This is a genomic window from Methylobacterium sp. Leaf88 (assembly GCF_001422795.1).
Taxonomy (GTDB): Bacteria; Pseudomonadota; Alphaproteobacteria; order Rhizobiales; family Beijerinckiaceae; genus Methylobacterium.
This window is the reverse complement of sequence record NZ_LMMK01000045.1, coordinates 371,670-396,846: the sequence shown is the minus strand read 5'-3', so window position 1 is coordinate 396,846 and position 25,177 is coordinate 371,670. Positions and strand designations below refer to the sequence as shown.

Annotated in this window: 24 protein-coding genes; 14 read left to right on the top strand and 10 right to left on the bottom strand. The window is 71.1% G+C overall.

Annotation, left to right across the window (positions count from 1 at the left end):
- Positions 1 to 93: 93 nt before the first annotated feature.
- From ASF20_RS18365 to ileS, 3 genes are all read right to left on the bottom strand, one after another.
- Positions 94 to 729, bottom strand: coding sequence for a hypothetical protein (locus tag ASF20_RS18365; RefSeq protein WP_056218309.1), 636 nt, complete (start codon positions 727 to 729; stop codon positions 94 to 96).
- 208 nt (positions 730 to 937) lie between these two features.
- The gene (lspA, locus tag ASF20_RS18360) at positions 938 to 1,426 is read right to left on the bottom strand and encodes a signal peptidase II (protein ID WP_056218313.1); all 489 of its coding nucleotides are present in this window, start codon (positions 1,424 to 1,426) and stop codon (positions 938 to 940) included.
- Between the two features lie 87 nt (positions 1,427 to 1,513).
- Positions 1,514 to 4,495 carry an isoleucine--tRNA ligase gene (ileS, locus tag ASF20_RS18355; protein WP_056276497.1) on the bottom strand — a complete coding sequence of 994 codons (2,982 nt, stop codon included), beginning with the start codon at positions 4,493 to 4,495 and terminating at the stop codon, positions 1,514 to 1,516.
- Between the two features lie 405 nt (positions 4,496 to 4,900).
- Between ileS and ASF20_RS18350 the strand changes: the two genes are divergently transcribed.
- On the top strand, positions 4,901 to 5,167 hold the full coding sequence (locus tag ASF20_RS18350) for a hypothetical protein (RefSeq protein WP_056218320.1): 267 nt from the start codon (positions 4,901 to 4,903) through the stop codon (positions 5,165 to 5,167).
- Here the strand turns inward: ASF20_RS18350 and ASF20_RS18345 are convergent.
- Entirely contained in the window at positions 5,158 to 6,054 is an 897-nt protein-coding gene (locus tag ASF20_RS18345; protein WP_082501429.1) for a DMT family transporter, read from the bottom strand. The two genes, ASF20_RS18350 and ASF20_RS18345, sit on opposite strands and share 10 nt — an antisense overlap.
- A gap of 327 nt (positions 6,055 to 6,381) precedes the next feature.
- Here ASF20_RS18345 and ASF20_RS18340 point away from each other — a divergent pair, with 327 nt between their 5' ends.
- Positions 6,382 to 6,651: a hypothetical protein gene (locus ASF20_RS18340; RefSeq protein ID WP_056276488.1), complete on the top strand. Its 270-nt coding sequence runs from the start codon at positions 6,382 to 6,384 to the stop codon at positions 6,649 to 6,651.
- A 26-nt stretch (positions 6,652 to 6,677) separates the two neighbouring features.
- Here the strand turns inward: ASF20_RS18340 and ASF20_RS18335 are convergent, their stop codons facing one another.
- On the bottom strand, positions 6,678 to 7,214 hold the full coding sequence (locus ASF20_RS18335) for a MarR family winged helix-turn-helix transcriptional regulator (protein ID WP_244476477.1): 537 nt from the start codon (positions 7,212 to 7,214) through the stop codon (positions 6,678 to 6,680).
- 408 nt (positions 7,215 to 7,622) lie between these two features.
- Here ASF20_RS18335 and rfbF point away from each other — a divergent pair, with 408 nt between their 5' ends.
- The 5 genes from rfbF to ASF20_RS18310 are packed head-to-tail and all read left to right on the top strand — an operon-like array spanning position 7,623 to position 12,209.
- On the top strand, positions 7,623 to 8,390 hold the full coding sequence (gene rfbF, locus ASF20_RS18330) for a glucose-1-phosphate cytidylyltransferase (RefSeq protein WP_056218330.1): 768 nt from the start codon (positions 7,623 to 7,625) through the stop codon (positions 8,388 to 8,390).
- A 31-nt stretch (positions 8,391 to 8,421) separates the two neighbouring features.
- The gene (rfbG, locus tag ASF20_RS18325) at positions 8,422 to 9,528 is read left to right on the top strand and encodes a CDP-glucose 4,6-dehydratase (RefSeq protein WP_244476476.1); all 1,107 of its coding nucleotides are present in this window, start codon (positions 8,422 to 8,424) and stop codon (positions 9,526 to 9,528) included.
- Positions 9,525 to 10,772: a class I SAM-dependent methyltransferase gene (locus ASF20_RS18320; protein ID WP_056276484.1), complete on the top strand. Its 1,248-nt coding sequence runs from the start codon at positions 9,525 to 9,527 to the stop codon at positions 10,770 to 10,772. The genes rfbG and ASF20_RS18320 overlap by 4 nt, the downstream gene beginning before the upstream one ends.
- 4 nt (positions 10,773 to 10,776) lie before the next feature.
- Complete coding sequence (locus ASF20_RS18315) at positions 10,777 to 11,307, top strand: dTDP-4-dehydrorhamnose 3,5-epimerase family protein (RefSeq protein ID WP_056218335.1); 531 nt, start codon at positions 10,777 to 10,779, stop codon at positions 11,305 to 11,307.
- A complete protein-coding gene (locus ASF20_RS18310; protein ID WP_056276481.1) occupies positions 11,304 to 12,209 on the top strand; it encodes an NAD(P)-dependent oxidoreductase in 906 nt (301 codons plus the stop codon). The genes ASF20_RS18315 and ASF20_RS18310 overlap by 4 nt, the downstream gene beginning before the upstream one ends.
- Positions 12,210 to 12,221: 12 nt before the next feature.
- Here the strand turns inward: ASF20_RS18310 and ASF20_RS18305 are convergent, their stop codons facing one another.
- A complete protein-coding gene (locus ASF20_RS18305) occupies positions 12,222 to 12,608 on the bottom strand; it encodes a response regulator (RefSeq protein WP_244472675.1) in 387 nt (128 codons plus the stop codon).
- A gap of 178 nt (positions 12,609 to 12,786) precedes the next feature.
- Positions 12,787 to 14,052 (bottom strand): adenosylmethionine--8-amino-7-oxononanoate transaminase, encoded by a 1,266-nt coding sequence (locus ASF20_RS18300; RefSeq protein ID WP_056276478.1) that lies wholly within the window; start codon positions 14,050 to 14,052, stop codon positions 12,787 to 12,789.
- A gap of 277 nt (positions 14,053 to 14,329) precedes the next feature.
- On the opposite strand from ASF20_RS18300, the gene ASF20_RS18295 reads away from it, so the two are divergent.
- The 3 genes from ASF20_RS18295 (at position 14,330) to ASF20_RS18285 (ending at position 18,792) form a co-directional block, all read left to right on the top strand.
- Positions 14,330 to 16,462, top strand: coding sequence for a TonB-dependent siderophore receptor (locus tag ASF20_RS18295; RefSeq protein ID WP_244476475.1), 2,133 nt, complete (start codon positions 14,330 to 14,332; stop codon positions 16,460 to 16,462).
- Positions 16,459 to 17,706 carry a PepSY-associated TM helix domain-containing protein gene (locus ASF20_RS18290; protein WP_244476474.1) on the top strand — a complete coding sequence of 416 codons (1,248 nt, stop codon included), beginning with the start codon at positions 16,459 to 16,461 and terminating at the stop codon, positions 17,704 to 17,706. The genes ASF20_RS18295 and ASF20_RS18290 overlap by 4 nt, the downstream gene beginning before the upstream one ends.
- A 72-nt stretch (positions 17,707 to 17,778) precedes the next feature.
- Complete coding sequence (locus ASF20_RS18285) at positions 17,779 to 18,792, top strand: bifunctional riboflavin kinase/FAD synthetase (RefSeq protein WP_056276471.1); 1,014 nt, start codon at positions 17,779 to 17,781, stop codon at positions 18,790 to 18,792.
- An 8-nt stretch (positions 18,793 to 18,800) separates the two neighbouring features.
- Here the strand turns inward: ASF20_RS18285 and ASF20_RS18280 are convergent, their stop codons facing one another.
- Positions 18,801 to 19,355, bottom strand: a complete 555-nt coding sequence (locus tag ASF20_RS18280; RefSeq protein WP_082501427.1) for a YcgN family cysteine cluster protein — start codon at positions 19,353 to 19,355, stop codon at positions 18,801 to 18,803.
- Positions 19,356 to 19,657: 302 nt separating this feature from the next.
- Between ASF20_RS18280 and ASF20_RS18275 the strand changes: the two genes are divergently transcribed.
- The 3 genes from ASF20_RS18275 (at position 19,658) to ASF20_RS18265 (ending at position 23,235) form a co-directional block, all read left to right on the top strand.
- The gene (locus ASF20_RS18275; RefSeq protein WP_056218353.1) at positions 19,658 to 21,901 is read left to right on the top strand and encodes a PBP1A family penicillin-binding protein; all 2,244 of its coding nucleotides are present in this window, start codon (positions 19,658 to 19,660) and stop codon (positions 21,899 to 21,901) included.
- Positions 21,902 to 22,024: 123 nt separating this feature from the next.
- Positions 22,025 to 22,642 (top strand): DUF1214 domain-containing protein, encoded by a 618-nt coding sequence (locus ASF20_RS18270; RefSeq protein ID WP_244476486.1) that lies wholly within the window; start codon positions 22,025 to 22,027, stop codon positions 22,640 to 22,642.
- Entirely contained in the window at positions 22,639 to 23,235 is a 597-nt protein-coding gene (locus tag ASF20_RS18265) for a hypothetical protein (RefSeq protein ID WP_056218356.1), read from the top strand. The genes ASF20_RS18270 and ASF20_RS18265 overlap by 4 nt, the downstream gene beginning before the upstream one ends.
- Before the next feature lie 8 nt (positions 23,236 to 23,243).
- Here the strand turns inward: ASF20_RS18265 and ASF20_RS18260 are convergent, their stop codons facing one another.
- Positions 23,244 to 24,074, bottom strand: a complete 831-nt coding sequence (locus tag ASF20_RS18260; protein WP_244476473.1) for a hypothetical protein — start codon at positions 24,072 to 24,074, stop codon at positions 23,244 to 23,246.
- Positions 24,075 to 24,096: 22 nt separating this feature from the next.
- A complete protein-coding gene (locus tag ASF20_RS18255) occupies positions 24,097 to 24,309 on the bottom strand; it encodes a hypothetical protein (RefSeq protein WP_056218358.1) in 213 nt (70 codons plus the stop codon).
- 520 nt (positions 24,310 to 24,829) lie between these two features.
- Between ASF20_RS18255 and ASF20_RS18250 the strand changes: the two genes are divergently transcribed.
- Positions 24,830 to 25,123, top strand: coding sequence for a hypothetical protein (locus ASF20_RS18250; protein WP_056276468.1), 294 nt, complete (start codon positions 24,830 to 24,832; stop codon positions 25,121 to 25,123).
- Positions 25,124 to 25,177: the final 54 nt, after the last annotated feature.

The following is a 25,177-nucleotide window of genomic DNA, read 5'->3' as shown; positions in this document are numbered from 1 at the left end:
CGGCTCCGCGCCACGGGGGTGCGTCGGAGGGGCAGGAAACGGGTCCTCGTGCGGTGACCCGCCGCGCCTGCGGCACCGGGCCGGACCCGGGGTTCAGTTCGCGGAGCGCGCGCGCACGTAGGCGCCCGGATCGGACTCCTCACGCTCGCGATACGGGTTGTTCACGGGGTCGCCGTTGGTCTTGGCGACCTTGCGGGGCGGCTTGCGGTAGCCGGTGGGCGGATCGGTGAGGACGTCGCGGTCCGGCTCGACCTGCGAAGGCTCCGCGACCTCGGCGGAGCGCAGGCCGAAGGGGTTCGACCAGAAGGAGTTGCGATCGTCGTTCTCGCCCTCGGGCCGGCCCGGCTCGGTGCGCGCCTGGGCGCCGGCGCGGCGTCCGCCGCGCATCTCGTCGATGGAGAGCGTCATGTTGTTGTCGTTCATCCGGCCCTGGGCGCCGCGGACGATCGGCTTCCGGGCCTCCTCGCGCTCGCGCTCGCGCTGGACGACCTCGGGATCCTTCGGCCACTGGGCCGAGGCTTCCGGCTGGCGCGGCGGCGGCAGGGACTTGCCGTCGAGCTTGGGCGGCATCACCAGGGGGGCCCGCTCGCGGTAGGTGATCGCGGGCTTCTCGGGCTCGATCAGGCCGATGCTGCTGAGCGTGTCGCGCATGAACACGCCCTGCTGCGCCTGCGCGCTCCCAGCGGTCAGAATGCCCGCCACCACCAGCAAAGCCCGATGTCCGATCATGCTATCCCCGCTCTCCGCCCGGTTGTGGGTCCCGGTTCCCCGAGCCCGGATGATCGCCTTGTGCCACGATCCTGATCCGACCTTCTCGGCCTGATCCCGGTTTCAGGCGATCGTATGGCGCCTTGACCGCAGTGCACCAGCCTCGCCGGCACAACGATCCCGGCTGTGGTTTACGGATCACAGGTCGGGCGGAAATGACGGCGGAGCCTCAGAGCTCGGACCCGGTGCTCCGGGGGGCCGGCCGCAGGCTGTCGAGGATGAGGCCGACGACGCCGGCGACGATGGCCGCATCGGCGATGTTGAAGACGTACCAGGACCAGCTGCGCCAGTGCAGGTGCACGAAGTCGAACACCGCGCCGTAGGCCGCGCGGTCGATGGCGTTGCCAAGGGCGCCGCCCGCGACGAGCCCGAGGGCCACCGCCAGCAAGCGCGATTCCGCCCGCCGCATCCAGAGCGACAGGCCCAGCGCCGCGAGGCATGACACGCCCACCAGCACCCAGCGGCCGAGGCCGCCCTCCTGCTGGAACATCCCGTAGGAGACGCCCCGGTTCCACACCACGAGGAACTCGGCGAAGGGCGCGATCCGCCAGGGCTGCGTCAGCACCAGGTCGGTGCCGAGATAGAGCCAGAGCTTCGAGGCCTGGTCGACGACCAGGGTGACGAGCAGCGCGACGAGGCCCAGGCGGAAGGGGGTCATGGGGGAGAGGGGGTCATCGGGGAGGACGTCACGCGGGAAGGCGGGGCCTCCCCCCGGGATGGGGGACGGCGAGGGGCGGCATCCGCGTCACGCGGCGTTCGTGCCGGCATGCGCCGCGTCCCACTCGCGCAGGGCGCGGGCGTCGCGGGGCGTCACGTCGGGATAGTCCGGGTCGCTGCCGACCTCGGGCGCGACCCGCCAGGAGCGGGCGCATTTGCGGCCCTCGGCCAGGGCCGGCACCACGGCGACGCCCCGCACGTCGTCGAGGCGGAACGCCTCGGCCGGGCCCTCGCCCGCCGCGATGCGGAGGGCGGAGGTGATGCAGACATCGGCGAAGTCGACGCCCTCCACCACCGTCCGCAGCTCCGCATCCGCGATATGGACGGTGGGGGCCGCCTCCAGGCTCGCCCCGATGCGCTTGGCCGTCCGCTCGATCTCCAGGGCACCGGTGACGACCCGGCGCACCCGGCGGATCGCCTGCCAACGGGCCGCGAGGGCCTCGTCCCGCCAGGCGGCCGGCGTCTCCGGCAGCGTCTGCAGGTGGACGGAGCCGGCCTCCGACGGGTAGCGGTCGAGCCAGGCTTCCTCCGCCGTGAAGGCCAGCACCGGCGCGAGCCAGATCGTGACCCGGCGGAAGGTCTCGTCGATGACCTGGAGGGCGGCGCGGCGCACGGCCGAGGAGGCCGGGTCGCAGTAGAGCACGTCCTTGCGCACGTCGAAGTAGAAGGCCGAGAGGTCGCCGGTCATGAAGCCGTTGAGGAGCGCCACGACCCGCTTGGTGTCGAAGGCGGCGTAGGCCCCGCGGATCTCGCCGTCGAGCTCGGACAGCCGGTGCCGGATCAGGCGCTCGAGCTCGGGCAGTTCGGCGTGGGCGATCTCGGTGCCGGGCTCGAAATGCGCCAGCGACCCGAGCATCCAGCGGACCGAGTTGCGCAGCTTGCGGTAGGTCTCCGCGAAGGTCTTGATGATCTCCGGGCCGATGCGCAGGTCGTCCGCGTAATCGGAGGCCGCCACCCACAGGCGCAGGATGTCGGCGCCGGAATCCTTGATGACGTTCTGCGGGGCGACGACGTTGCCCTGCGACTTCGACATCTTCAGGCCCTTCGGGTCGAGGACGAACCCATGGGTCAGGACGATGTCGTAGGGGGCGCGACCGCGGGTGCCGGCGGATTCGAGCAGGGACGACTGGAACCAGCCGCGATGCTGGTCCGATCCTTCCAGGTACATCACCGTGTCGGCGCCGCCGTCGCGCTTGCGCTTGACGCCGGACAGGCCCGGAAACTGCTCGGGATCGTCGAGCACGAAGGCGTGGGTCGAGCCGGAATCGAACCAGACGTCGAGCACGTCCGTGACCTTTTCGTAGTCCGCCGGATCGTGGTCGGGGGCGAGGAAGCGGGCGCCGTCCGCATCGGTGAACCAGGCATCCGCGCCCTCCGCCTGGAAGGCCGCCGCGATGCGGGCATTCACCGCCGCGTCGCGAAGCACCTCGTGGGTGCCGCGCTTGACGAAAACCGTGATCGGGACGCCCCAGGCGCGCTGGCGCGACACCACCCAGTCGGGCCGGTTGCCGACCATGCCGTTGATCCGGTTCTTGCCCTGTGGCGGTACCCACTGGGTCTCTTCGATGGACCGCAGGGCGACATCGCGCAGGGTGCGGCCGTCCAAGGACCCGACCGGCTTGTCCATCGCGATGAACCATTGCGGCGTATTGCGGAAGATGACCGGTTTCTTCGAGCGCCAGGAATGCGGGTAGCTGTGCTTGAGCGTGCCGCGCGCCACCAGGGTGCCGGCCTCCATCAGGGCGGCGATGACCGCCTTGTTGGCGTCGCCCTTCTCGCCCTTGTGGTTAAGAACGAGTTTTCCCGTGAAACCGGGGGCCTCCTCGGTGAGCGCCCCGTCGGCGTCCACCGTGTAGGGGATGCGGGTCTCGATGCCGCGCTGGGCGAGCGCCCGGCCGTTGGCCATCCAGACCTCGAAATCCTCGCGGCCATGGCCCGGCGCCGTGTGGACGAAGCCGGTGCCCGCCTCGTCGGTGACGTGCTCGCCCTCGAGGAGCGGTACGGCGAAGTCGTAGCCGGGCACGTGGCCGGCCAGCGGATGGCTCAGGGTCAGGGCGGCGAGTTCGTCCGGGGCGACGTCGCGCAGGCGCTCGAAGGCCTCGACCCGGGCGCTGGCGAAGACCGAGGCGGCCAGGGCATCGGCGAGGACGTAGCGATCGCCGACCTTCGCCCAGTTGTCGTCGGCCGCCGCCGTGACCCGGTAGAGACCGTAGGCAACCCTGCGCGAATAGGCGACGGCGCGGTTGCCCGGCATGGTCCAGGGCGTCGTGGTCCAGATCACCACCCGGGCCTCGGCGAGATCCGGGCCCGCGCCCGCGATGGGCCGGAACGCGGCGAAGATCGTGTCGCTGACGTGGTCCTCGTACTCGACCTCGGCCTCGGCCAGGGCGGTCTTCTCCACCACCGACCACATCACCGGCTTCGAGCCGCGATAGAGCTGGCCCGTCATGGCGAAGGTCATGAGCTCGCGGGCGATCGCGGCCTCGGCCGGGAACGACATGGTGACGTAGGGGTGGTCCCAGTCGCCGGTGACGCCGAGGCGCTTGAACTCCCCGCGCTGCACGTCGAGCCAATGGGCGGCGAAGGTCCGGCATTCCTGGCGGAACTCGATGACCGGCACGTCGTCCTTGTTGCGGCCCTTGGCGCGGTACTGCTCCTCGATCTTCCACTCGATGGGCAGGCCGTGGCAGTCCCAACCCGGCACGTAGTTGGCGTCGTAGCCGAGGGTGCCCTGCGCGCGGACGATGACGTCCTTCAGGATCTTGTTCAGCGCCGTGCCGATGTGGATGTTGCCGTTGGCGTAGGGGGGGCCGTCATGCAGCACGAATTTCGGCCGGCCAGCGGCCTGCGCGCGGATCTGCCCGTAGAGGTCGGTGGCGGCCCAGCGCTCCAGCAGCAGGGGCTCGCGCACCGGCAGACCGGCCCGCATCGGGAAGTCGGTCTGGGGCAGGAACAGGGTCTTCGAGTAGTCGCGGGCGGGGGCCGCAGCGGGAGAGGTCTGGTCGCTCATGGGCTGTCTGTGAGGTCTTCGGCGCGGATCGGCGTTGAGGCGGTCGGTGGGCAGGACTGCCCCCGGGGCCGGCGGACTGGAGGCGAGGCGTCGCCCTCCCGGCCTTCGCATCGGACCGCCGCGGCGGCCCTCAGGCGCAGGCCGGGCTCATAATTCGAGGCCGGGGGGCGCTCGGCACGCCGCGCCGCCCGCGTGGATCACCATCAACGCACATTCGGCGGCTTCTAGCAGCGGTGCAGGCGCGAGACCAGCGAGCTTTCCGACGCCGGCATGCCGGACCAACTTTCGTGGGGACCTTCTTTAAAGCTCGGCCGTTGTCCCTCACGCGTTCGGGCGCCGTCCGGCTTCGGCCGGGGACCAGATCCGAGGGGTGACCGAGACGCGGCGTCATTGGGAGACACGACCATGAGAAAAGCTCTGCTCGCCGCCAGCCTCGTCCTGTCCGCCTTCGCCCTGTCGGGCGCGGCCGAAGCGCAGGGCCTGCCGGGCGGCATCCGCCGTGGCGCGGCCGAGGGCGACCGGGTCGCCGGTCCGGTGGGCGGCATCGTCGGCGGCGCCGTCGGCGGCGCGGTGGGAACCGTGAACGGGGCGCTCGGCATCGATCCGGGCCGTCGCGCCTACCGCACCCGCATGAAGTCCCGCCGCCACTCCCATCACCGCCGTCACCGCTGAGGCGATGCGGGATCCCGCGGGGCGCGCGCGCCGTCCGGCCGGCGCCGCCCCCGGGATTCCAAGGCCTTGGACTCCTGGGCCAGGAGATAGAGCCCGGACCCGATCACGATGGACGCGCCGATCAGCGTCCATCGGTTCGGCACGTCGCCGAAGATCAGGTAGCCCAGCATCAACGACCAAAGCAGCTGGGTGTAGATGAAGGGGGCCAGAACGTTGGCCGGCGCCCGGGCATGGGCCAGGACCAGCAGCCAATGCCCGAGGGTGCCGAACAGCCCGACCCCGATCAGCAGCGCCCAGGTGCTCCACGCCGTCGGCGTGGTCCAGATCCAGGGCAGGAGCGGGCTCATCAGCGCGAGTCCGGCCAGTCCCGAATAGAACACCGTCGTGGCCGTCGAATCGACGCTCGCGAGCTTGCGCGTGGTCAGCACGTAGAACGCGTAGCATAGCATGTTGCCGATGCTCAGGAGCACGGCGGGCTGGAAGGCGCCGACGCCCGGACGCACGATGACGAGGACGCCGAGGAAGCCGATCGCCACCGCCACCAAGCGGCGCGGCGACGACCATTCGCCCAGCAGCGGCCCCGCGAGCAGCGCCACCATCAGGGGCGTCGCGAACTGGATCGACAGGGTCTCGGCGAGCTGGAGCTGGCGCAGGGCCAGGAAGTTGAGGGCCGTCGACCCGAACAGCAGCAGCGAGCGCAGGACCTGGAGCGCGAGCCGGTTCGTCCGCGCCACCCCGGGCGTCCGGACCGGATTGAGGACCACCAGCACCAGCGCGACGTTCACCGCGTAGCGCATGAAGGTCGAGAGCAGCGGATCGACGCCCAGGCCCGCCAGGGTCTTGGCCGAGGCGTCGAGGCAGGCGAAGAACGCCAGCGTGCCGCACATCAGCGCGATGCCGGCCAGGCGCCGGTTCGTGGGCGCGCCGCCCCCTGGTGGTGACCTCAACGACGTGATCCCGATCCGCGACGGCGTTTCGCCTGGTATGAACGGCGCGACCGGGGAGCTTTAAAGCAGACGCGGGGGAGCGCACACCTGCGTGGGGATCGGGTTCGCCACGGCGTTGAAGCATCGCTGGCCGACACGGCACCGCCCGGTTCGGAACCGGATGGCGACCGTCGGTTGCGGCCGCGCCGGCGAGTCGCGTCGCCTGCACCAATTCTTATCGATGTCCGACCATCCTCGCGGCCGAACGTCTTTGGCGGAGGGCCATCCATGACGCGGACCATACCGTTGCTTGCCACTTTCGGGCTGGTCTGCCTGATGGTTCTCCCCGCTCCGGGAATCCTGGGCCTCATGATCGGCCTCGGCTGCGCGATCACCATCGTGATCTGCGCGGCGGTCTGGCTGTTCGACCGGGCCGCCACCCGCCTGGCCCTCGTCCTGGAGCGGACCGGCGAGCGCCTGTTCCGGCGCCGGCGGGCCGTGCATGCGGGCTCCGGGATGATGCGCAAGGCGAAGGCCCCGAAGTCCGCCCCGCTCTAGGGAGACCGGCCCGGGCGCGGCCGGCGCTACAGCGCGCCCGGGACGGCCAGGCTGTCCGCCTCGTCCTCGTCCATCTCGGAATCGCCCTCGACCTCGTGGCCGGTGACGCCCGAGACCTCCGCGAGGTTGCGGGCGGCCTTGCGCAGGAGCTTGCGCAGGCGGCGCTTCTCCTTGCCATCGAACCCGTCGAGGAGCTCGGCCTCGACCTCGTCCCACAGGCGCTCGATGGCGGCGGCCTTGGCGAGGCCCGTCTCGGTGAGGCGCACGCGGACGATGCGGCCGTCGCCGGCCTCGGCGCGGCGCTCGACGAATCCCAGGGCCGCCAGCCGCGAGATCGTCTTGGAGGCGGTCGGCGGACGCACCCGCAGGGTCGCGGCGAGGTCGCCCATCGTCATGGTTCCGGCCGCGGCGAGCGCCTGGACGACCTGCTCCTGTCCGGCGAAGAGGTCGAGGCTGGTTAGCCGGTCGCCCACGCGGGAGCGGTGCAGGCGCGCGGCCTGGACCAGGGCCCAGCCCACGCTCTTCGCGCCCGGGGGCCGCAGGCGCTTGTCGGACTTGCTCATGCTCCGCTCGCCATCCCTGTCACCGCTCGCCCCGGGGAGCGACGCCATCACCGCGCGGGTCAGGTCCCCGTGGGGTTCGACCCTCCCGCGCTCGTCAGCCGCCCGCATCGCTCGCGCCCTTCAGCTCTCATACCCCGCGAACGATGGGCCCGCGCCGGTCAATCCGGGCACATCCACCGCCAACCGGGAACGTCCCTCCGTCCCGGGGCATGACCGGGCCGTATGAAGCTGCGATGACAGCGCCCCGCCCGGGAGCCCGAGCGGGCGGGAAAAGTCGGCTAAACGGCCCGTCCGCCCCCGCGCCTGGACGAAGGGCGACCCCTCGATTAAGCGTTGCGCGACGGGGCGCACGCGCCCGCAGCGCGGCCGTTCCCGCGCCAGGACCTTCCGAAGACCGCTCAGGAATCCATGAAGGCAGTCATCCTCGCAGGCGGTCTCGGCACGCGCCTCTCGGAGGAGACGGTGATCCGCCCCAAGCCCATGCTGGAGATCGGCGGCCGGCCGATCCTCTGGCACATCATGCAGATCTTCGCCGCCCACGGGGTGCGCGAATTCGTGATCTGCCTCGGCTACAAGGGCTACGTCATCAAGGAGTTCTTCCTGAACTACCGGCTGCACCTGTCCGACGTGACCGTGGACATCGGGCGCGGCCACGTGGATTTCCACCGCAGCACCGCCGAGGACTGGCGCGTCTCGCTGATCGAGACCGGCGAGACCACGATGACGGGCGGGCGCCTGAAGCGGGTGCGGGACTATCTGGGCGACGACGACTTCTTCATGACCTACGGCGACGGCGTCGCCGACGTGGACCTGACGGCCCTGGCGGCCTTTCACCGGGCCCACGGCAAGCTCGCCACCCTCACGGCGGTGACGCCGCCGGGCCGCTTCGGGGCGCTGGAGCTGGAGGACGGCACGGTGCGGCGCTTCCGGGAGAAGCCCGCCGGGGACGGGGCGACGATCAACGGCGGCTTCTTCGTGCTCTCGCCGCGGGTGCTCGACCGGATCGCGGGCGACGCCACCGTCTGGGAGGCGGAGCCCCTGGAGGGCCTCGCCGCCGACGGGCAGCTCGCGGCCTACGTCCATGCGGGCTTCTGGCAGGCCATGGACACCCTGCGCGACAAGAACCACCTCGAAGCCCTGTGGGCGGGGGACGCGCCGCCCTGGAAGTGCTGGTAGTCTGGCGCCCCACCGGAGATCGTTTCAGAGCGTGCAGCCCTCGCCCTTCCCTCTGCCGCGCACGCGCGACCCGAATCCCGATCCCGCCTTCTGGGCCGGGCGACGGGTGCTCGTTACGGGCCATACCGGCTTCAAGGGCGGCTGGCTCTGTCTGTGGCTGGAACGCCTGGGCGCCCGGGTGAGCGGGCTGGCGCTGGCCCCCGAGACCACCCCGAGCCTGTTCGCCACGGCCGGCATCGGCCGCGGCCTCGACTCGCACCTCGCCGATATCCGCGACCCGGCGGCGGTGCAGGCGTGCCTGGCTGCCACGGACCCCGAGATCGTCATTCACATGGCCGCCCAGGCCCTGGTGCGCGCCGCCTACCGCGATCCGCTGGCCACCTACGCCACCAACGTGATGGGCACCGCCCACGTGCTGGAGGCGGTGCGGGCGACGCCCTCCGTCCGGGCCGTGGTGGTGGTGACGAGCGACAAGGCCTACGCGAACCGTGAATGGGCCTGGGGCTACCGCGAGACGGAGGCGCTGGGCGGCCACGACCCCTACAGCAGTTCGAAGGGCTGCACCGAGCTGGTGGCGGCGGCCTACCGGGCCTCGTTCCTCAGGGAACGGGATTGCCGGGTCGCCACCGCCCGGGCGGGCAACGTCATCGGCGGCGGCGACTGGTCGGAAGACCGCCTCGTGCCCGACATCGTCCGCGCCTTCGCGCGGGGCGAGTCGGTGGAGATCCGCGCGCCCCACGCGACGCGGCCCTGGCAGCACGTGCTCGAGCCCCTGAGCGGCTATCTCCGCCTCGCCGAATGCCTGTCGGGGGCGGACGGGCCGCGCTACGCCGAGGCCTGGAACTTCGGCCCGGCCGACGAGGATTGCCGGCCGGTGGCCCATCTCGTCGACGAACTCGCCCAGGCCTGGGGCTCCGAGGCCCTGTGGCACCTCTCGGCGGCGATCCATCCGCACGAGGCGACCTTCCTCAAGGTCGATTCGGCCAAGGCCCGCGCCCATCTCGGCTGGGACCGGCGCCTGCGCCTCGATGCGGCGCTCGCCTGGACCGCGGCCTGGCACCGGGCGCAGGCCGGCGGGGCGTGCGCCCGCGACCTGACCCTGGCGCAGATCGGCGCCTACGAGGCGCTCGCCGCATGACGACTCCGACAGCGACTACGACCCGAAGCTGCCGCGCCTGCGGGACGCCCCTGCACCGGAGCGTGGCCGATCTCGGCCTGTCGCCCCTGGCCAACGCCTACGTGCCGGCCGAGCGCGCCGGCCGGGGGGAAATGGTCCATCCCCTCCATGCCTTCGTCTGCGAGGCCTGCTGGCTGGTGCAGCTCGAAGCCTTCGAGACGCCGGAGGCGATCTTCTCGGACTACGCCTATTTCTCCGGCTTCTCGGCGGGCTGGCTCGCCCATGCGGAGGCCTACGTCGCGGCCATGCAGGCCCGCTTCGGTCTCGGGCCGGACAGCCGGGTCGTGGAGGTGGCGAGCAACGACGGCTACCTGCTGCGCGCCGTCGTGGCCCGCGGCATCCCGGCCCTCGGGATCGAACCGGCCGCCAACGTGGCCGCGGTGGCGCGCGAGTGGGGCATCCCCACCGAGGTGGCGTTCTTCGGGGCGGAGACCGCCCGGCGCCTGCGGGCGGAGGGCCACGCCGCCGACCTGATGGCGGCCAACAACGTGCTGGCCCACGTGCCCGACATCCACGACTTCGTGGAGGGCTTCCGAATTCTCCTGAAGCCCGAGGGCGTCGCCACCTTCGAGTTCCCGCACCTCCTGCGGATGATCGCGGAGCGCCAGTTCGACACCATCTACCACGAACACTTCTCCTACCTCTCCCTCGGGGTCGTCTCGGGGATCCTGGAGGCGCACGGCCTGCGGGTCTTCGACGTGGAGGCATGGCCGACCCATGGCGGCTCCCTCCGGGTCTTCGCCTGCCACGCGGCGGCCGCGCACCGGCAGGGTCCCGCCGTGGACCGGGTGCGCGCGGAGGAGCGCGCCGGCGGCCTGTTCGACGCGAGCGGCTACGCCGCCTTCGCGGAGGACGTGGTGCGCATCAAGTGCGCCACCCTCGCCTTCCTGGCGGAGCTGCGGCTGACGGGAAAGACCGTCTGCGCCTACGGGGCGGCGGCCAAGGGCAACACCTTCCTCAATTACTGCGGCATCGGCCCCGAGTTGGTGCGGGCCGTGGCGGACCGCTCGCCGCACAAGCAGGGCACCCTCCTGCCGGGCAGCCGCATCCCGGTGGTCTCCCCGGAGTCCCTGCTGGCACAGCGGCCGGACTACGTCCTGATCCTGCCCTGGAACCTGACGGACGAGATCGCCGGCGAGATGGCCGCCATCCGGGACTGGGGCGGGCGCTTCGTCACGGCGATCCCACGGCTCACGGTGTTCTGAGCCCATGCGCTTCGAGGCCCTGCCGCTCGCCGGCGCGTACCGGGTCGTCCCGGACCCCCAGGCCGATGCGCGCGGCTTCTTCGCCCGCACCGCCTGCGCGGAGGACTTCGCCGCGCGGGGCCTCATCGGCGCCTTCGCGCAGTCCAGCATCTCCTACAATGCCCGGCGCGGCACCGTGCGGGGCCTGCACTTCGCCGCCGAGCCCCACGCGGAAACCAAGCTCGTGCGCTGCACGGCCGGCGCGATCCACGACGTCCTCGTCGACCTGCGGCCGGATTCGGCCACCTACCTCCAGGCCTACGGGACCGAACTCAGCGCCGGGAACCGCCACGCCCTCTACATTCCCGTGGGCTTCGGCCACGGCTTCCAGGCGCTCAGCGACGACGCGGAAGTGCTCTACATGATCGACCGCCCCTACGTGGCCGGCAGCGCCCGGGGCCTGCGCTGGAACGATCCGAGCCTCGACGTCGCCTGGCCGGAGCCTGTCACGGTGATCGCCGCGCGCGATCTCGCCTACCCCGACTGGGTGCGGTGAGGGAGCGCGTCCTCGTCACGGGGGCGGCCGGCTTCGTCGGCCGCCACGCCGTGCCGGCCCTGCGGGCGCGCGGATTCGAGGTTCACGGCGTCGGGCGTGCGGTCTCGGCGGAGGCGGCCTGGCACGCCGCCGACCTGCTCGTGCCCGCGGAACGGCAGGCGCTGATCGCGAAGATCCGGCCGAGCCACCTCCTCCACCTCGCCTGGGATGCGGAGCCCGGCCGCTACTGGACCTCGGCGCGCAACCTCGACTGGGTCGCGGCCACCCTGGATCTCGCCCAGGCCTTCGCGGCGGCGGGGGGCCGCCGGTTCGTCGGGGCCGGCACCTGCGCCGAGTACGAATGGGGCGCGGCCCGCTTCGAGGAGGCGACGACGCCCTGCCGGCCCGCGACGCTCTACGGCGCCGCCAAGGACGGCACGCGGCGCATCCTGGAGGCCTATGCCGCCACGCAGACGCTCAGCGTCGCCTGGGGGCGGCTGTTCTATCTCTACGGCCCCGGCGAGCGCCGCGGGCGGCTCGTGTCGGACGCGATCCGGGCCCTGACGGCCGGAACGGCGTTCCCGACCTCGCACGGGCACCAGCGCCGCGACTTCCTGCACGTCGCGGATGCCGCCGCGGCCCTGGCCGCCCTGGTGGCGGGGGACGTGCCCGGGCCGGTGAACATCGGCTCCGGGGCGGCGATCCCGGTGCGCGCGCTCCTCAAAGGGCTCGCCGCCCGGATCGGGGGCGCCGAGCACCTGGATTTCGGGGCCCGTCCCTTGAGCCCGACGGAGCCGCCGGTCATCGAGGCCGGGACCCGCATCCTGACGGAGACCGTGGGGTTCCGGCCGCGCTTCGACGTAGCGCGGGGGCTCGACGACACCGTCGCGTGGTGGCGGGCCCGGGGGAAGGCTCCGGGCTGACCGCTCAGACCCTCAGCAGGGCAACAGGCCCTTGAGCTGGGACAGGATGTCCTCGCCGGTGCAGGGCCGGGCGATGAACTTGGCGCCCTTCGGCATCCGTTCGGGATCGGGGGCCGCGCGCCCCGAGACGATGACGATCGGCAATTGCGGCCGGGCCTCGGACACCGCGGTGGCGAGCTCGAAGCCGTTGGTCTTGCCGGACAATTCGACGTCCGTGATCAGGCCGCTGATGTCGGGGCGGTCCTGGATGATGCCGAGCGCCCGTTCGGCCGAGGCGCATTGCACGGTCTCGTAGCCGCCATTCTCGAGAACGTCGCCGAGGTCCATGATCGTCAGGGCCTCGTCCTCCACCAGCAGGATCACCGGCCGGTCGTCGTTCGCCTTCGCCTCGTCCACCACGATGCACCCTCCAGCCTGTCTGGCCGCGGGCCCCGCCCGGGACCGGGATCCTCGCGTGAAGCCCGGGGGCCCGCACGGCGCGATCCGGGACACCGGAGATCCTGGACATGGGGCCAGCGCAACGTCATCCCAACGAGCGACGGGGGCGTGGGTTGCACCGGACGCAGGGTCCTCGCCGTCAGGGGGCGACCGCCGGCACCACCGTCCGCATGGCGTCGAGAAGCTCGGCCAGATCCTGCGGCGGGACGGTGAGGGCGGGCGTCAGGTAGACGATGTCGCCGAAGGGGCGGACCCAGGTGCCCCGCGCGAGGAAGCGGCGCTTCAAATCGGCCAGATCGGGGGGCCGGCGGAACTGCACCACCCCGATCGCCCCCAGGACCCGGATGTCGGCGACGTGCGGCAACCCGCGAAGGGGTTCGAGCCCGTCCGCCAGGGCCCCCGCGAGGGCCGCGACCTGATCGAGGCGCGGTTCGCGGTCGAACAGGTCGAGGCTGGCATTGGCCGCCGCGCAGGCGAGCGGGTTGGCCATGAAGGTCGGCCCGTGCATGAGGGCGGCGGCGGGATCGTCGGCGAGGAAGCTCTCGAACACGGCCCCCGTGGCCACCGTGGCGGCCAGCGCCATCGTGCCCCCGGTGAGGGCCTTCGACAGGCACAGGATGTCCGGCACGATGCCGGCCTGCGTGCAGGCGAACAGGGTGCCGGTGCGCCCGAACCCGGTGAAGATCTCGTCGGCGATGAGCGGCAGCCCGTGGCGCCGCGCGAGCCGCGCGACGGTCGCCAGCACCTCGGGGGGGTGCATGCGCATGCCGCCGGCCCCCTGGACTAGGGGCTCGACGATCACAGCCGCCAGGGTCTCGCGCGCGGCCGCCAGGGTCGCGTCGAGGGCGGCGACCTGCGCCGCCGTCCGGGGCAGGTCACAGAAGACCTGGGTCGGCAGGTAGGCCCCGAAGCGCCGGTGCATGCCCTCGTCGGGGTCGCAGACCGACATCGCCCCGAGGGTGTCGCCGTGATAGCCCTCGCGGAAGGCCAGGATGCGGGTGCGCCCGACCACCCCCCGGTTGATCCACATCTGCACCGCCATCTTTAGGGCGACCTCCACGGCCACCGAGCCGGAATCGGTGAAGAAGACGTGGTCGAGGTCGCCGGGCAGCAGGGCCGCGAGGCGCGCCGCCAGCCGCTCCGCCGGGGCGTGGGTGAGCCCCCCGAACATCACGTGCGGCATCGTCTCGAGCTGCGCGGCCACGGCCGCCCGGATGTGGGGATGGTTGTAGCCATGGGCCGCCGTCCACCAGGAAGCGATGCCGTCGATCAGCTCGCGCCCGTCGGCGAGGACGATGCGCGACCCGTGCGTGCGCACGGCTTCCAGCGGCGGGGCCGCCCCCTGCATCTGCGTGTAGGGGCGCCAGAGATGATGCCGTCCGGGGGATTCGCGCGGGCTCGTCATGATCGGACAGGGATGTGAGCGCGGGACCGCCGGGTCAAGCAGGCCCTTCGCTGCCGATCGCCCCCGCGACGGGACTGAACACATGAGCCTTCTTCTTATGATCGACCATGTATATCCTGTCTAAGCTATGCATGTTCATTCCTTTTAGCGGTTCTAATCTTTAAACGACATCTTGCAAATGATGTTGCAGCTCACTACGGCGAAGCTTCTGCTTCGTCCGAGATCCGATATGCCGCGCGCCGCCCGAACCTCTCGCCATGCGTCTCGGCACCGCCGGTTGGCCGGGGGCGCCCTCTGGCTGCTGTCCGCCGGTGCGAGTTCGGCGCAGGAGGCGCCGTCCACCGTCACACTCGAGGAACTCAGCGTCGCCGGCCTCGGCAACGGACTCGCGACCGTCGGCTACCAGCCCAAACGCTCGACCTTCGGGGCGGGGTCCGACACCGCCCTCCTCGACACGCCGGCCAACATCGCCGTGGTCTCCGCCGCGGTGCTGCGCGACCAGCGCGTGATCTCCCTCGACGAGGCCCTGCGCAACGTCAGCGGCATCGCCCAGACCAACAGCGTCGGCGGCACGCAGGAGGCCGTGGTCCGGCGCGGCTTCGGCACCTTCCGCGACGACTCGATCCTGCGGGATGGCCGGCGCACCGTGCTGCAGCAGAACTTCAGCTACGCCATCGAGCGGGTGGAGGTGCTCAAGGGCCCGGCCTCGCTCCTCTACGGCATCACCGACCCGGGCGGGCTGATCAACCTCGTCTCGAAGCGGCCGGACTTCACGCAGCACGGCTCCCTCAACCTCACGGGGACGAGCTTCGACGGCGGCCTGGTCCAGGGCGACCTCACCGGCCCCATCGCGGGCACCAACCTCGCCTACCGGATGGTGGCCGACATCCAGAGCTACGCCTACTGGCGCAACTTCGGCCATCTCAGCCGCCAGGTCGTGGCCCCCTCCCTCACCTGGAAGGGCGACGACACCACCGTGACGGTGGGGTATGAATTCGGGCACTACCGCGTGCCCTACGACCGCGGCACGATCTTCGATCCCACCACCGGGCGGCCCCTGCGGGTGCCGCGCGACCGGCGCTTCGACGAGCGCTCGAGCCAGCACGAGGCCACCAGCCATCTCGCCACCCTCGATGTCGACCACCGCTTCGACAACGCCTGGACGTTGCATTTCGGCTACACCTACTCCCATCTCGGCTACGACGAGGACCAGATCCGGCCGGTCACCTATCTTCCGGCCAGAGGCCTCCTCACCCGCCGGGCCGACGGCACCCGCAACGCGGACTTCAATGCGCATGTCGCCCGCCTCGACCTGACCGGCAGCTTCGACACCGCCGGTCTGCGCCACGACCTCCTGGCCGGCGTCACTTACGAGAACATCGATTACGGCCGGCCCGACATCATCCGGGGCCCGAACCGGGCGGGGTTCGACCCGTTCCGGCCGGTCTACGGCACCCTCGCGGCGGTGCCGGTGATCTCGCCCGCCGACAGCAACCTGCGCGAACGCTTAGTGAATACCAGCGTGTATTTGCAGGACTCCCTGCACCTCAGCGACCAGTGGATCCTGGTCGCCGGGGTCAGCACGCAGATCTTCGACCAGTTCGGCGCCAAGGGGACGCCGGCGGTGGCCTACACCGACATCGACGGGGTGCGCGTCCTGCCGCGGGTCGGCCTCGTCTACAAGCTCGCCCCCACCCTCTCGCTCTACGGGAGCTATTCGCAGTCCTTCAAACCCAACACCTCGCTGGCCAACATCGTCGGCGCCCTGCCGCCCGAGGAGGGAGACTCCATCGAGGTCGGCGTGAAGGCGGATGTCGCCGCCGGGCTGACCGTGACGGGGGCGATGTTCGACATCGACAAGGCGAACGTGCTGGTGACGCAGGTCAACGGCCAGGGCCTCACCGTGGCGACCACCGCCGGCAAGGTGCGCTCGCGCGGGTTCGAGCTCGACGTCGCCGGCCAGATCCTGCCCGACTGGGCGGTGATCGCCAGCTACGGTTTCACCCAGGCGGAGGTGACCCAGGACCCGGTGCTGGTGGGCAAGCAGCTCCTCAACACCCCGCGGGTCACCGCCTCGGCCTTCCTCACGCATCAGTTCGGTGCCATCGCCGAGGCAACGGAGTTCGGCGCGACGCGGCTGGGCGCCGGCTTCCTGGAAGCCGGTTTCGGGGCGCGCTACGTCGGCGCCCGGCCGGGGGACGCCGCCAACAGCTTCGCCCTGCCCGACTACGTCGTCTGCGACGCGTTCCTCGCCTACAGCACCGAGGTGAACGGCTTGGCGACCACGCTCCAGCTCAACCTCAAGAACCTGTTCGACCGCACCTATTATCCCTCGTCGGGGGGCAGCAACCTGCTGGTGGCGGTGGGCGAGCCCTTCCAGGCCCTCGTCACCGCGCGGGTGGCGTGGTGAGGCACCTGCGCGCCGTCCTGTTCCAGCTGCACTGGCTGCTGGGGCTGGGGGCCGGGCTGATCCTGACCGTGGCGGGCGTCACCGGTGCGCTCCTCAGCTACGAGGACGCCATCGGCGAGGCCTTCGACGCGGACCTGATCCGGGTCGCCCGCCGGGCGGAGGATCCGCTCGCGCCGGATGCCCTCCTGGCCCGCTTCCATGCCCAGCGCTCCGACACGGTGGCGAACCTGACGCTCTCGGCCGAGGCTGCCACCGCCGCGATGGTCCGGCTCGGGCGCGATCCCGCCACCGGCCTGCGGCCGCCCTCCCTCTATCTCGACCCCTATGACGGCACGGTGCGCGGCTCGGCCCGGACGGAGGAGGCCTTCGCGACCATCCGGCGCCTGCATCGCTGGCTGCTCCTGCCCGGCGACGGCAAGGGCTGGGGCCGGCCCCTGACCGGCGCGAGCGTCCTCGCGCTCCTCGTCCTCCTCTGCACCGGTCTCTACCTGCGCTGGCCGAAGGTGATGTCGCTGCGGATCTGGCTGAAGCCCCATCTCCGGCAATGGGGCCGGCCGACCTACTGGTCGCTGCACGCGGTGGCCGGCACCTGGGTGCTGCCGGTCTACCTCGTCATCGCCCTGAGCGGGCTGTGGTGGTCCTTCGACGGCTATCGCGAGGTCGTCACCACCCTCCTCACCCTGGGCGAGACCATCACCCGGATGGCCGATGGCAAGCCGCCGGCGACGAAGGCGAACGGGCTGCCCGCCGGCCGGAGGGACTCTGCAGCGAATGGCGAGGCTGCAGGCGGGGGCAGTCGCAAGGAGGTGGGGTTGGGCAGCGCGGGGGCGCCGTCCCTCGACGCGGCCTGGGCGGCCTTCCGTACCGCACAGGACGGGCAGTTCCTCCGTGCCACCCTGCTCCTGCCCGCCGGCCCCGCCGGGCTCGTGCGCATCCGCTCCGAGAACCGGAACGGCTGGCGCGACGACATACGGATCGAGGCGACCAGCGGGCGCATCCTCATGCGCGAGATCGGCGGGGAGCGTCCGCTCGGCGCCCGCATCGCCGGCAACATGCTCGACGTGCACAGCGGGCGCATCTTCGGACTCCTCGGGCCACCGATCTTCCTCGTCGCGGCCCTGCTGATGCCGCTCTTCCTGGTGACGGGCGTGCTGCTCTACGTCGGGCGACGGGCGGCGAAGGCGCGGCGCGCGCAGGCGGGAGCGGACCGTACCGCGACCTCCGCGCTCAGCCCGCGCGCTTGACCCCCAGACCGGTTTTCGACAGGTTCCGCCGCCACAGCTCCCGTCCCCGACCGCTGCAACTCCTGAGATCCGATGTCGTCTGGCGACGAATCCGCCGTCCCGCCCGCCGCATCCGCGCACGAGCGACGCTTCACGATCTGCCGCGAGGACGAGCCGGTGCCGCCCGTGATCGCCGGAGCCATCGCGGCGATCGGCAATTTCGACGGGGTGCATCTCGGTCATCGGACCCTGATCGCCGCCGTGCGCGAGACCGCGCAGGCGGCCGGCCGCCCGGCGGTCGTCCTCACCTTCGAGCCGCATCCGCGCGCCTATTTCGCGCCACATCTCCCCATGTTCCGTCTCACCGACGCGGAAGCCAAGGAGATCGTCTTCGCCCATCTCGGCCTCGACGGACTCATCGTGCGCCGCTTCGACGCAACCCTGGCGGGAACCGGCGCGCGCGACTTCGTCGAGGGGCTGCTGGTGCGCGACCTCGGGGTGGCGGGCGTCGTCATCGGCCACGATTTCCATTTCGGCCGAGGCCGCGAGGGCACGCCGATGGTCCTCGCCGATCTCTGCACGCAGGCGGGCCTGAGTTGCCGGATCATCCCGCCTGTCGCCCTGAGCACGGGGGCGGAGCCGGTCTCGTCGAGCGCGATCCGGGCTGCCCTCACCGAGGGTGCGGTGACGCGGGCCAACGCGCTCCTCGGCTACCGTTGGTTCGTCTCCGGCGAGGTCCGCCACGGCGACAAGCGTGGACGTACCCTCGGCTATCCCACCGCCAACGTGGCGCTGCCCGCCTGCAACCTCGCCCACGGCATCTACGCGGTGCGAGCGCGCCTGCCCGACGGTCGGGTGAAAAACGGGGTCGCCAGCTACGGCCGGCGCCCGACCTTCGACGACGGCGCCCCGCTCCTCGAGGTCAACCTGTTCGATTTCTCCGGCGACCTCTATGGCCAGACGATCGCGGTGGAGTTCCTGGACTATCTCCGCGGCGAGGTCCGCTTCGACGGAGCGGAGGCCCTGATCGCCCAGATGCATCGCGACGCGGCCGAGGCCCGCCGGATCATCGCCGAGAATGCCGCCCCCTCAATGCTCGACGCCTGAGGCCACGCCTATTCTGCGTCGTCCTCGGTCTCCGGCGTGCGATTGGGCCAGGTCACGATCCGATCGAGGAGTTCGTCGGCTGTGAACTCCTCCTCGTTGCCGGAGACGCGGCCGCGCACGGAGATGCCGGCCTCATGCACGCTGGCGGCGCGGCCCGAGACCAGCGGATGCCAGGCGTAGAGATCGCGGCCCTCGCGGATCAGTCGATAGGCGCAGGTCGGTGGCAGCCACGGGATCGTGCGCACCGCCTCGGGCGTCAGGCGCACGCAATCGGGCACGCGCTTCTGGCGCCGCGCATAGTCGCGGCAGCGGCAGCCATGGCCGTCGAGGAGGGTGCAGCCGACATCGGTGTGATAGACTTCCGCCGTATCCTCGTCCTCGAGCTTGAGGAGGCAGCAGCGGCCGCATCCGTCGCACAGGCTCTCCCACTCGGCCGGCGACATCGCCTCCAGGCTCTTCGTCCGCCAGAACGGCTCCACGGTCGGAGCGGTCTGGGGATCGGAACGGATGGTTTCGGGGAAGGCCTGCGGCGTCGGGGAACGCGCGGCCGAGCGGTCCCGCATGGGGAACACCTTGGGCTGGGAGCGGCGAGGATCCGGATGATCTGCCCCTGTGCCGCAACGCGGCCCCGGGAGCAAGCGTTGCCGGCGCACGGCATGACGCCGCGCCGTGTTCGGAGGCGCCGCGCCACCGCGCCGCCCCATTCCGGCATCAAGATTAAGAACAGGTTATGGCCTGCGGCGGCGGGACGCTTGCCCTTGTCGGGCGTTCCCATGAACGAAGCCTCGCGGCCGGGCGCGGGTGTTGGTAGGATCGCGCGGACCGGCGTCGTGCCGGAACCGGGTGCGGAAGGACTGGAACTCAGGTGCGCCTGCCCAAAGCGACCTCCCTCACGACACGGATCAAGCACGCCGCCCTCGCCTTCGACGCCTGGGTGAACGCGAGCCTGTACGACGGCGGTCGCACGGCGGGAGAGACCTACGAGCGCTTCCAGGAGCGCATGAACGTCTTCTCGGTACGAGGCTGGAAACGCTTCGCCCTCGACCTGACCAGCGAGGGGGTGACCCTCGGTACGGGTGGCGCGGTCCTGATGCTTGCCCTGGCGCAGCCGGCCTTCAACCTGACCAGCGACAACTGGCTCAAGGCCCAGGACCTCGCCGTGACGTTCCTCGACCGCTACGGCACCGAGGTCGGACGGCGCGGCATCAAGCACGACGACTCGCTGAGGCTCGACGATTTTCCCGACATCATGATCAAGGCTCTGGTCTCCACCGAGGACCGGCGCTTCTACGAGCATTGGGGCATCGACCCCATCGGCACCGCCCGCGCGCTGGTGTCGAACTCGCGCGGCGGCGGCAACACCCAGGGCGGTTCGTCGATCACGCAGCAGCTCGCCAAGAACCTGTTCCTCACGAACGAGCGCTCCCTCGAGCGCAAGATCAACGAGGCCTTCCTGGCGCTCTGGCTGGAGAGCCACCTCTCCAAGAACGAGATTCTGAAGCTCTACCTCGACCGGGCCTACATGGGCGGCGGCACTTTCGGCGCCGTGGCGGCGGCGGATTATTATTTCGGCAAGCCGCTGAAGGACATCTCCCTGGCCGAGGCCGCGATGCTCGCCGGCCTGTTCAAAGCGCCGACCAAGTACGCCCCCCACGTGAACCTGCCGGCGGCCCGTGCCCGCGCCGGCGACGTGTTGCACAACATGGTCGAGGCCGGCTTCCTCACCGAGGGCCAGATCCAGACCGCCCTGCGCAACCCCGCAACACCGGTGACTCGGACCCGCGACATCACGGCGGACTACTATCTCGACTGGGCCTTCGGCGAGATCAAGCAGATGGCCGATGCGGGCCGCTTCCGCAGCGACCGCGTCCTCACCGTGAAGACGCCCCTCGACCTGACCATCCAGCGCCGGGCCGACGAGGTGGTGCAGAATACCCTGCGCCGATTCGGCGACCAGTACGAGGTTGACGAGGCCGCCATGGTGATCCTCGATCCGGACGGGGCCCTTCGGGCGATGGTCGGTGGTGCCGATTATGGCGAGAGCCAGTTCAACCGCGCCACCGACGCCCTTCGCCAGCCCGGCTCGTCGTTCAAGCCCTATGTCTACGCCGCCGGCCTCGCCTCGGGCCTGTATCGGCCGGACACGCGCGTCGTCGATCGGCCCGTCTGCATCGGCAACTGGTGCCCGCAGAACTACGGGCGCTCGTTCTCGGGGGCCACGACGCTCACTGTCGCGGTGGCGAAATCCATCAACACCATCCCGATTCAAGTCTCGATCGCCCTGGGCAAGGCGATGGGCATCTCCCATGAAGCCAGGGCCGCCGCCGCCGGGCGCAAGAAGATCATCGAGACCGCCCACGCCATGGGCATCACCACGCAGCTGACCGATTCCGTCTCCCTGCCGATCGGCTCGGCGGAGGTGAACGTCATCGACCAGGCTGCCGGCTACGCGGTTTTCGCCAATGGCGGGCGCAGGGCCAAGCCCTACGCGGCCATGGAGGTCCGCAACTCGTCCGGTGATGTGATCTACCGCCATGCCGACGAGCCGATGCCGCAGGTGCTGTCGACCCAGGTGGTCGCCGACATGAACTACATGCTGACCAAGGTGGTCGAGGAAGGCACCGGCAAGCGCGCGGCCCTGGAAGGCATCAAGGTCGCGGGCAAATCCGGCACCACGAACGCTTACCGGGACGCTTGGTTCGTCGGCTATACGGGCAATTACGTCGGCGCTGTCTGGTTCGGCAACGACGATCACACCTCCACCAACAAAATGACGGGCGGCTCGCTGCCGGCCATGACTTGGCATGACGTGATGGAAGTCGCGCATCAGGGTATCGAGCTCAAACCCATGCCGGGCCTGAAGGATCCGGGCCGTGCAGTGGCGCAGTCGGGGCAGAGTGCGGCCCCCGTGAACGCGGCGGCGAGCGCGGCCGGCAAACTTTCCCGGCGTTCCTTCGAGGTCATCGGCAGCATGAACGGCCTGTTCCGCCAGGTGGAGAAGACCTCCCTGAAGGCATCCGAGAAAACCTCCGCCCTCGAGCCCCTGAACGCCCCCGGCCCGGTGGCGGACGGGGTTCGCGCCGTCGGCGGCCGCGTCGGCACACCGTAGCCGGCGATCATGCGCATGACATTCGCCGAGACGGTGGCGCGGTTGCGTCCGGACCAGAGCCGAACGCGTTCTTCCGAGCTTCGGAGCCGGGAAGCAGGCCCGGTCTCCGGAACCGGCGGACGCCTGACGCGCGCGCTGCGACGCGGCGTCCGCAAGGCTTCGACCGTGACAATGATGCTTTACGCCCTGGCGCTGGGGGCGGGCCTTGGCCTCGCGACCGCCGATTATGCCACGCGAGGTGGCTATCCCTTCGGCGGCGTGCGGGTGGGGGCCTGGACCGCCTGGCCGAAAGTCGGTTCCGTCGGTGCGGATCCCTACGCCCGCGCGGTCAACGCGCGGCGCGGTGAGATCCCCCTGGCGATCGGTGAAGGCATGCTGCTCACGGCCGAACAGGACGAATCCGGACGGGCACTCGATGCCGCCTGCACCTACCGCGTGGCGGGCGTGACGCCGCCGGCCCGCGCCTGGACCGTGACGGTGGCCGGGCGCGGGCCACGCGACTCGGACACCGCCCCGATGCGCGAAGGCTTCACCGCCACCGAGATCCTGCGCGAGACCGACGGGCAGTTCGTCATCACCCTGTCGCCGGAGGTCCAACCGGGGAACTGGCTGCCGATGCCGCGCCCCAGGGGGCCGGTACGGCTCGCCTTGCGCCTGTACGACACGCCCGTGGCGGCCAGCGCGGGCAGCCTCGACCGCTCGGCGGTGCCGGCCATCACCCGGACCGGGTGCGCCGCATGACCCCGCGGGGCCGCTTCCTCGTCGCCACCCTGTCGGGACTGGTGCTCGCCGGCCTCGTGCACGGGGCCACCGTCCTGCTCATCCCGCGCCTGGCGGAGTCCGATGCGCTGTCGCGGGCGCGTTCCGGGGAGAACCTCGACCATCCGCTGGCGATCAACACCGTGGCGGCCGGCGACGCCACCCCGCCCGTGGAGGCGTGGCTTCCGATTCCGGACCCGGCGGTGGCGGTCGGGCTCTGCGCCTATGATCTCTCCGAGGGACCGATGCGGGTTTCGGCCCGTACGGGCTCGCTGATGCTGTCCCTGGCGGTACACGGACAGCGGGGGGCTTTCTACGCGGTGACCGACCAGGCGGCGGTGCGCGGCGCCCTCGACCTCGTGGTGCTCACCCGGTCCCAATACGACGAGGCGCTCGCCAATGCCGACGAGGACGAGGTCAGCCACGATGTCCGCATCGTCGCCGGCGACACCCGGGGCTTCGTGGTGGTGCGGGTGATCGCGGCCCTGCCAAGCCAGCGCACAGCAGCCGACGCGGCGGTACAGGCGGTCTCCTGCACCGTCGACAGCCCCGGCGACGAGAAGACCGGCGGCTGAGGCACTCCTCAATTCTTGGCGACGATCGGCCTCGGCGCTGCGACCGCGACCACGCCCTCCGCCTCCGGCAGGAGCCCGCATCGGGCCTCGGCTTCCGGCGGTACCAACGGATCGAGCAGGGGACGCCGCCCGTCGAGGGCGGCCAGGGTCCCTTCCACCGACACGCCTTCCGGCCCTGGCGCCTCGATCAGCAGATGCTCGAGAGCATAGCGGTAGCGGCGGGAGCGGCGACCGGTCTCGAAGCGGACCCAGGCGATGAGGCACCGGTTCTCGGCCACCCGCATGGCGGCTTGGCGCACATCGCCGTCGTCCAGACTCTTGGCGAAGGGCAAGCTGCGCAGGCGCAGGGCGTCGCCCTCCTTCACCCGCACCGCCAGGGCGGCGAATTGCGGGATCAGCCGGGCATCGGTGCCGATATCCTCCGACAGGCGCCGGTAGCGCGAGACCGGCGAGCGAAAGCTCTGTGCCATCAGCGTGTCGTGATAGGCCGCCGGATCGTCGGTCCGCCAGGAGGCGGGGAGCACCCGGGCGCGCGTGAGATTGGCGAGAATGACCGTGAACGCGTCGTGCCCGGCCGCTGGCATGAGGAAGCGCCAGGCGCGGTCGCGCAGGACGCGTTCCTCGTCGGTGAAGGGAAAGGCGGAGGCCGGCTCCTCGCGCTCCCGCGCCGCCAGGGTCCCGGTGGTCTCGATCAGGCTGTTCCAGGCGCCGGTTTTGGGCCGCCCGAAATCCCCCTCCTGCGCGCAGCCGGCGAGGAGCGCCGGGATCGCGAGGGGTATCAGGCGCAGCGCATGCAGCCGGAGGGCCTGCCGACGTCCGGTTCGGAATAAGGACACCATGCGGGGGCGCGTCGGCCGGGTGTCAGGAACGGCGGCGCAGGCGCGGCGCGGGAGCTTCCGGCTCGGGCATGCGCTCGTAGCGAATTCCGGTGAAGAGCAGAATGGCGCCCCGCGGCGCATCCGCGTCCGCTCTCCGGAAGCGGCGCGCCGTAGCCGGGAACGTCACGACCGTGGCCGTCGGACGCTCGGGGCGGCGATCGGCGCCGCCGGTGTCGGGCAACCTGTGGGTGTTCATCGGCTGGTTTCCGATTCCGTTCGATCTCTGAGGCGAGCCGTCGCCGGGCCTGCTCCCGCCGCATCCGGGCCGTTCCGGTGTCGGGGTGATGCCGTCAGAGATCAGCATGGGGTGGTTAACGGAACCTTGCGATGGCCGGAACGGCTCTCTCTTCCGTGCCTCGGTCGCAGCGGGCCAGTCGGGCGTGGCTTCCCTGCCACGCCCTCGGCCCATGGCATGGCCCGCTATTTGCGACGGCGTGGGCTGCCCATGGCGGGCATTTCCTCCCTTGTACTCGGCCCCGCTCGCCCGGCGAGCGGGGCTTTTTTTGCGGGATCGGCATTACGGCGACACTTCGAACCCCGCCGGACGCGGGATCGACGGCATGGAACACGCGGCGGCGGGAGCGCTTGCTAAGGGCCGGTCGCGCCCGATATGCCGTGTCGCTTCCGTTCGAACGGCCTGACTTTTCGCGAACGCACTCTCCCATCCAATACATTTCCCTTTCGCACACCCCATTTCGATTGAAGGACACCGCCGGATGCGCGTGGTTATCTCCCGACTCTTGAGCTCGACCAAAGGACTCAGCACGGCCCTGCGGATTGCGCCGTTCGCCCTCCTGATGGTGGCGGTCAGCCCGGCCCAGGCCCAGCGTGAGGACCAGGGCCTTCAGCTGGGATGCGCCAACGACTATTTCCGCCTCTGTGCCGGCGTGGATCCCAATAGCCAGGATGCGGAGCGCTGCATGGATCGCAACCGCGCCCGCCTGTCGCCCGAGTGCAAGGCGGCCATCGGCGACTACGACCGCCGCACCGGCGGGAAATCGCAGAAGTAAGGTGCCGCACGGCACACCGCATCACGGGCGGGACGGGCAACGACGCTGCCCGTT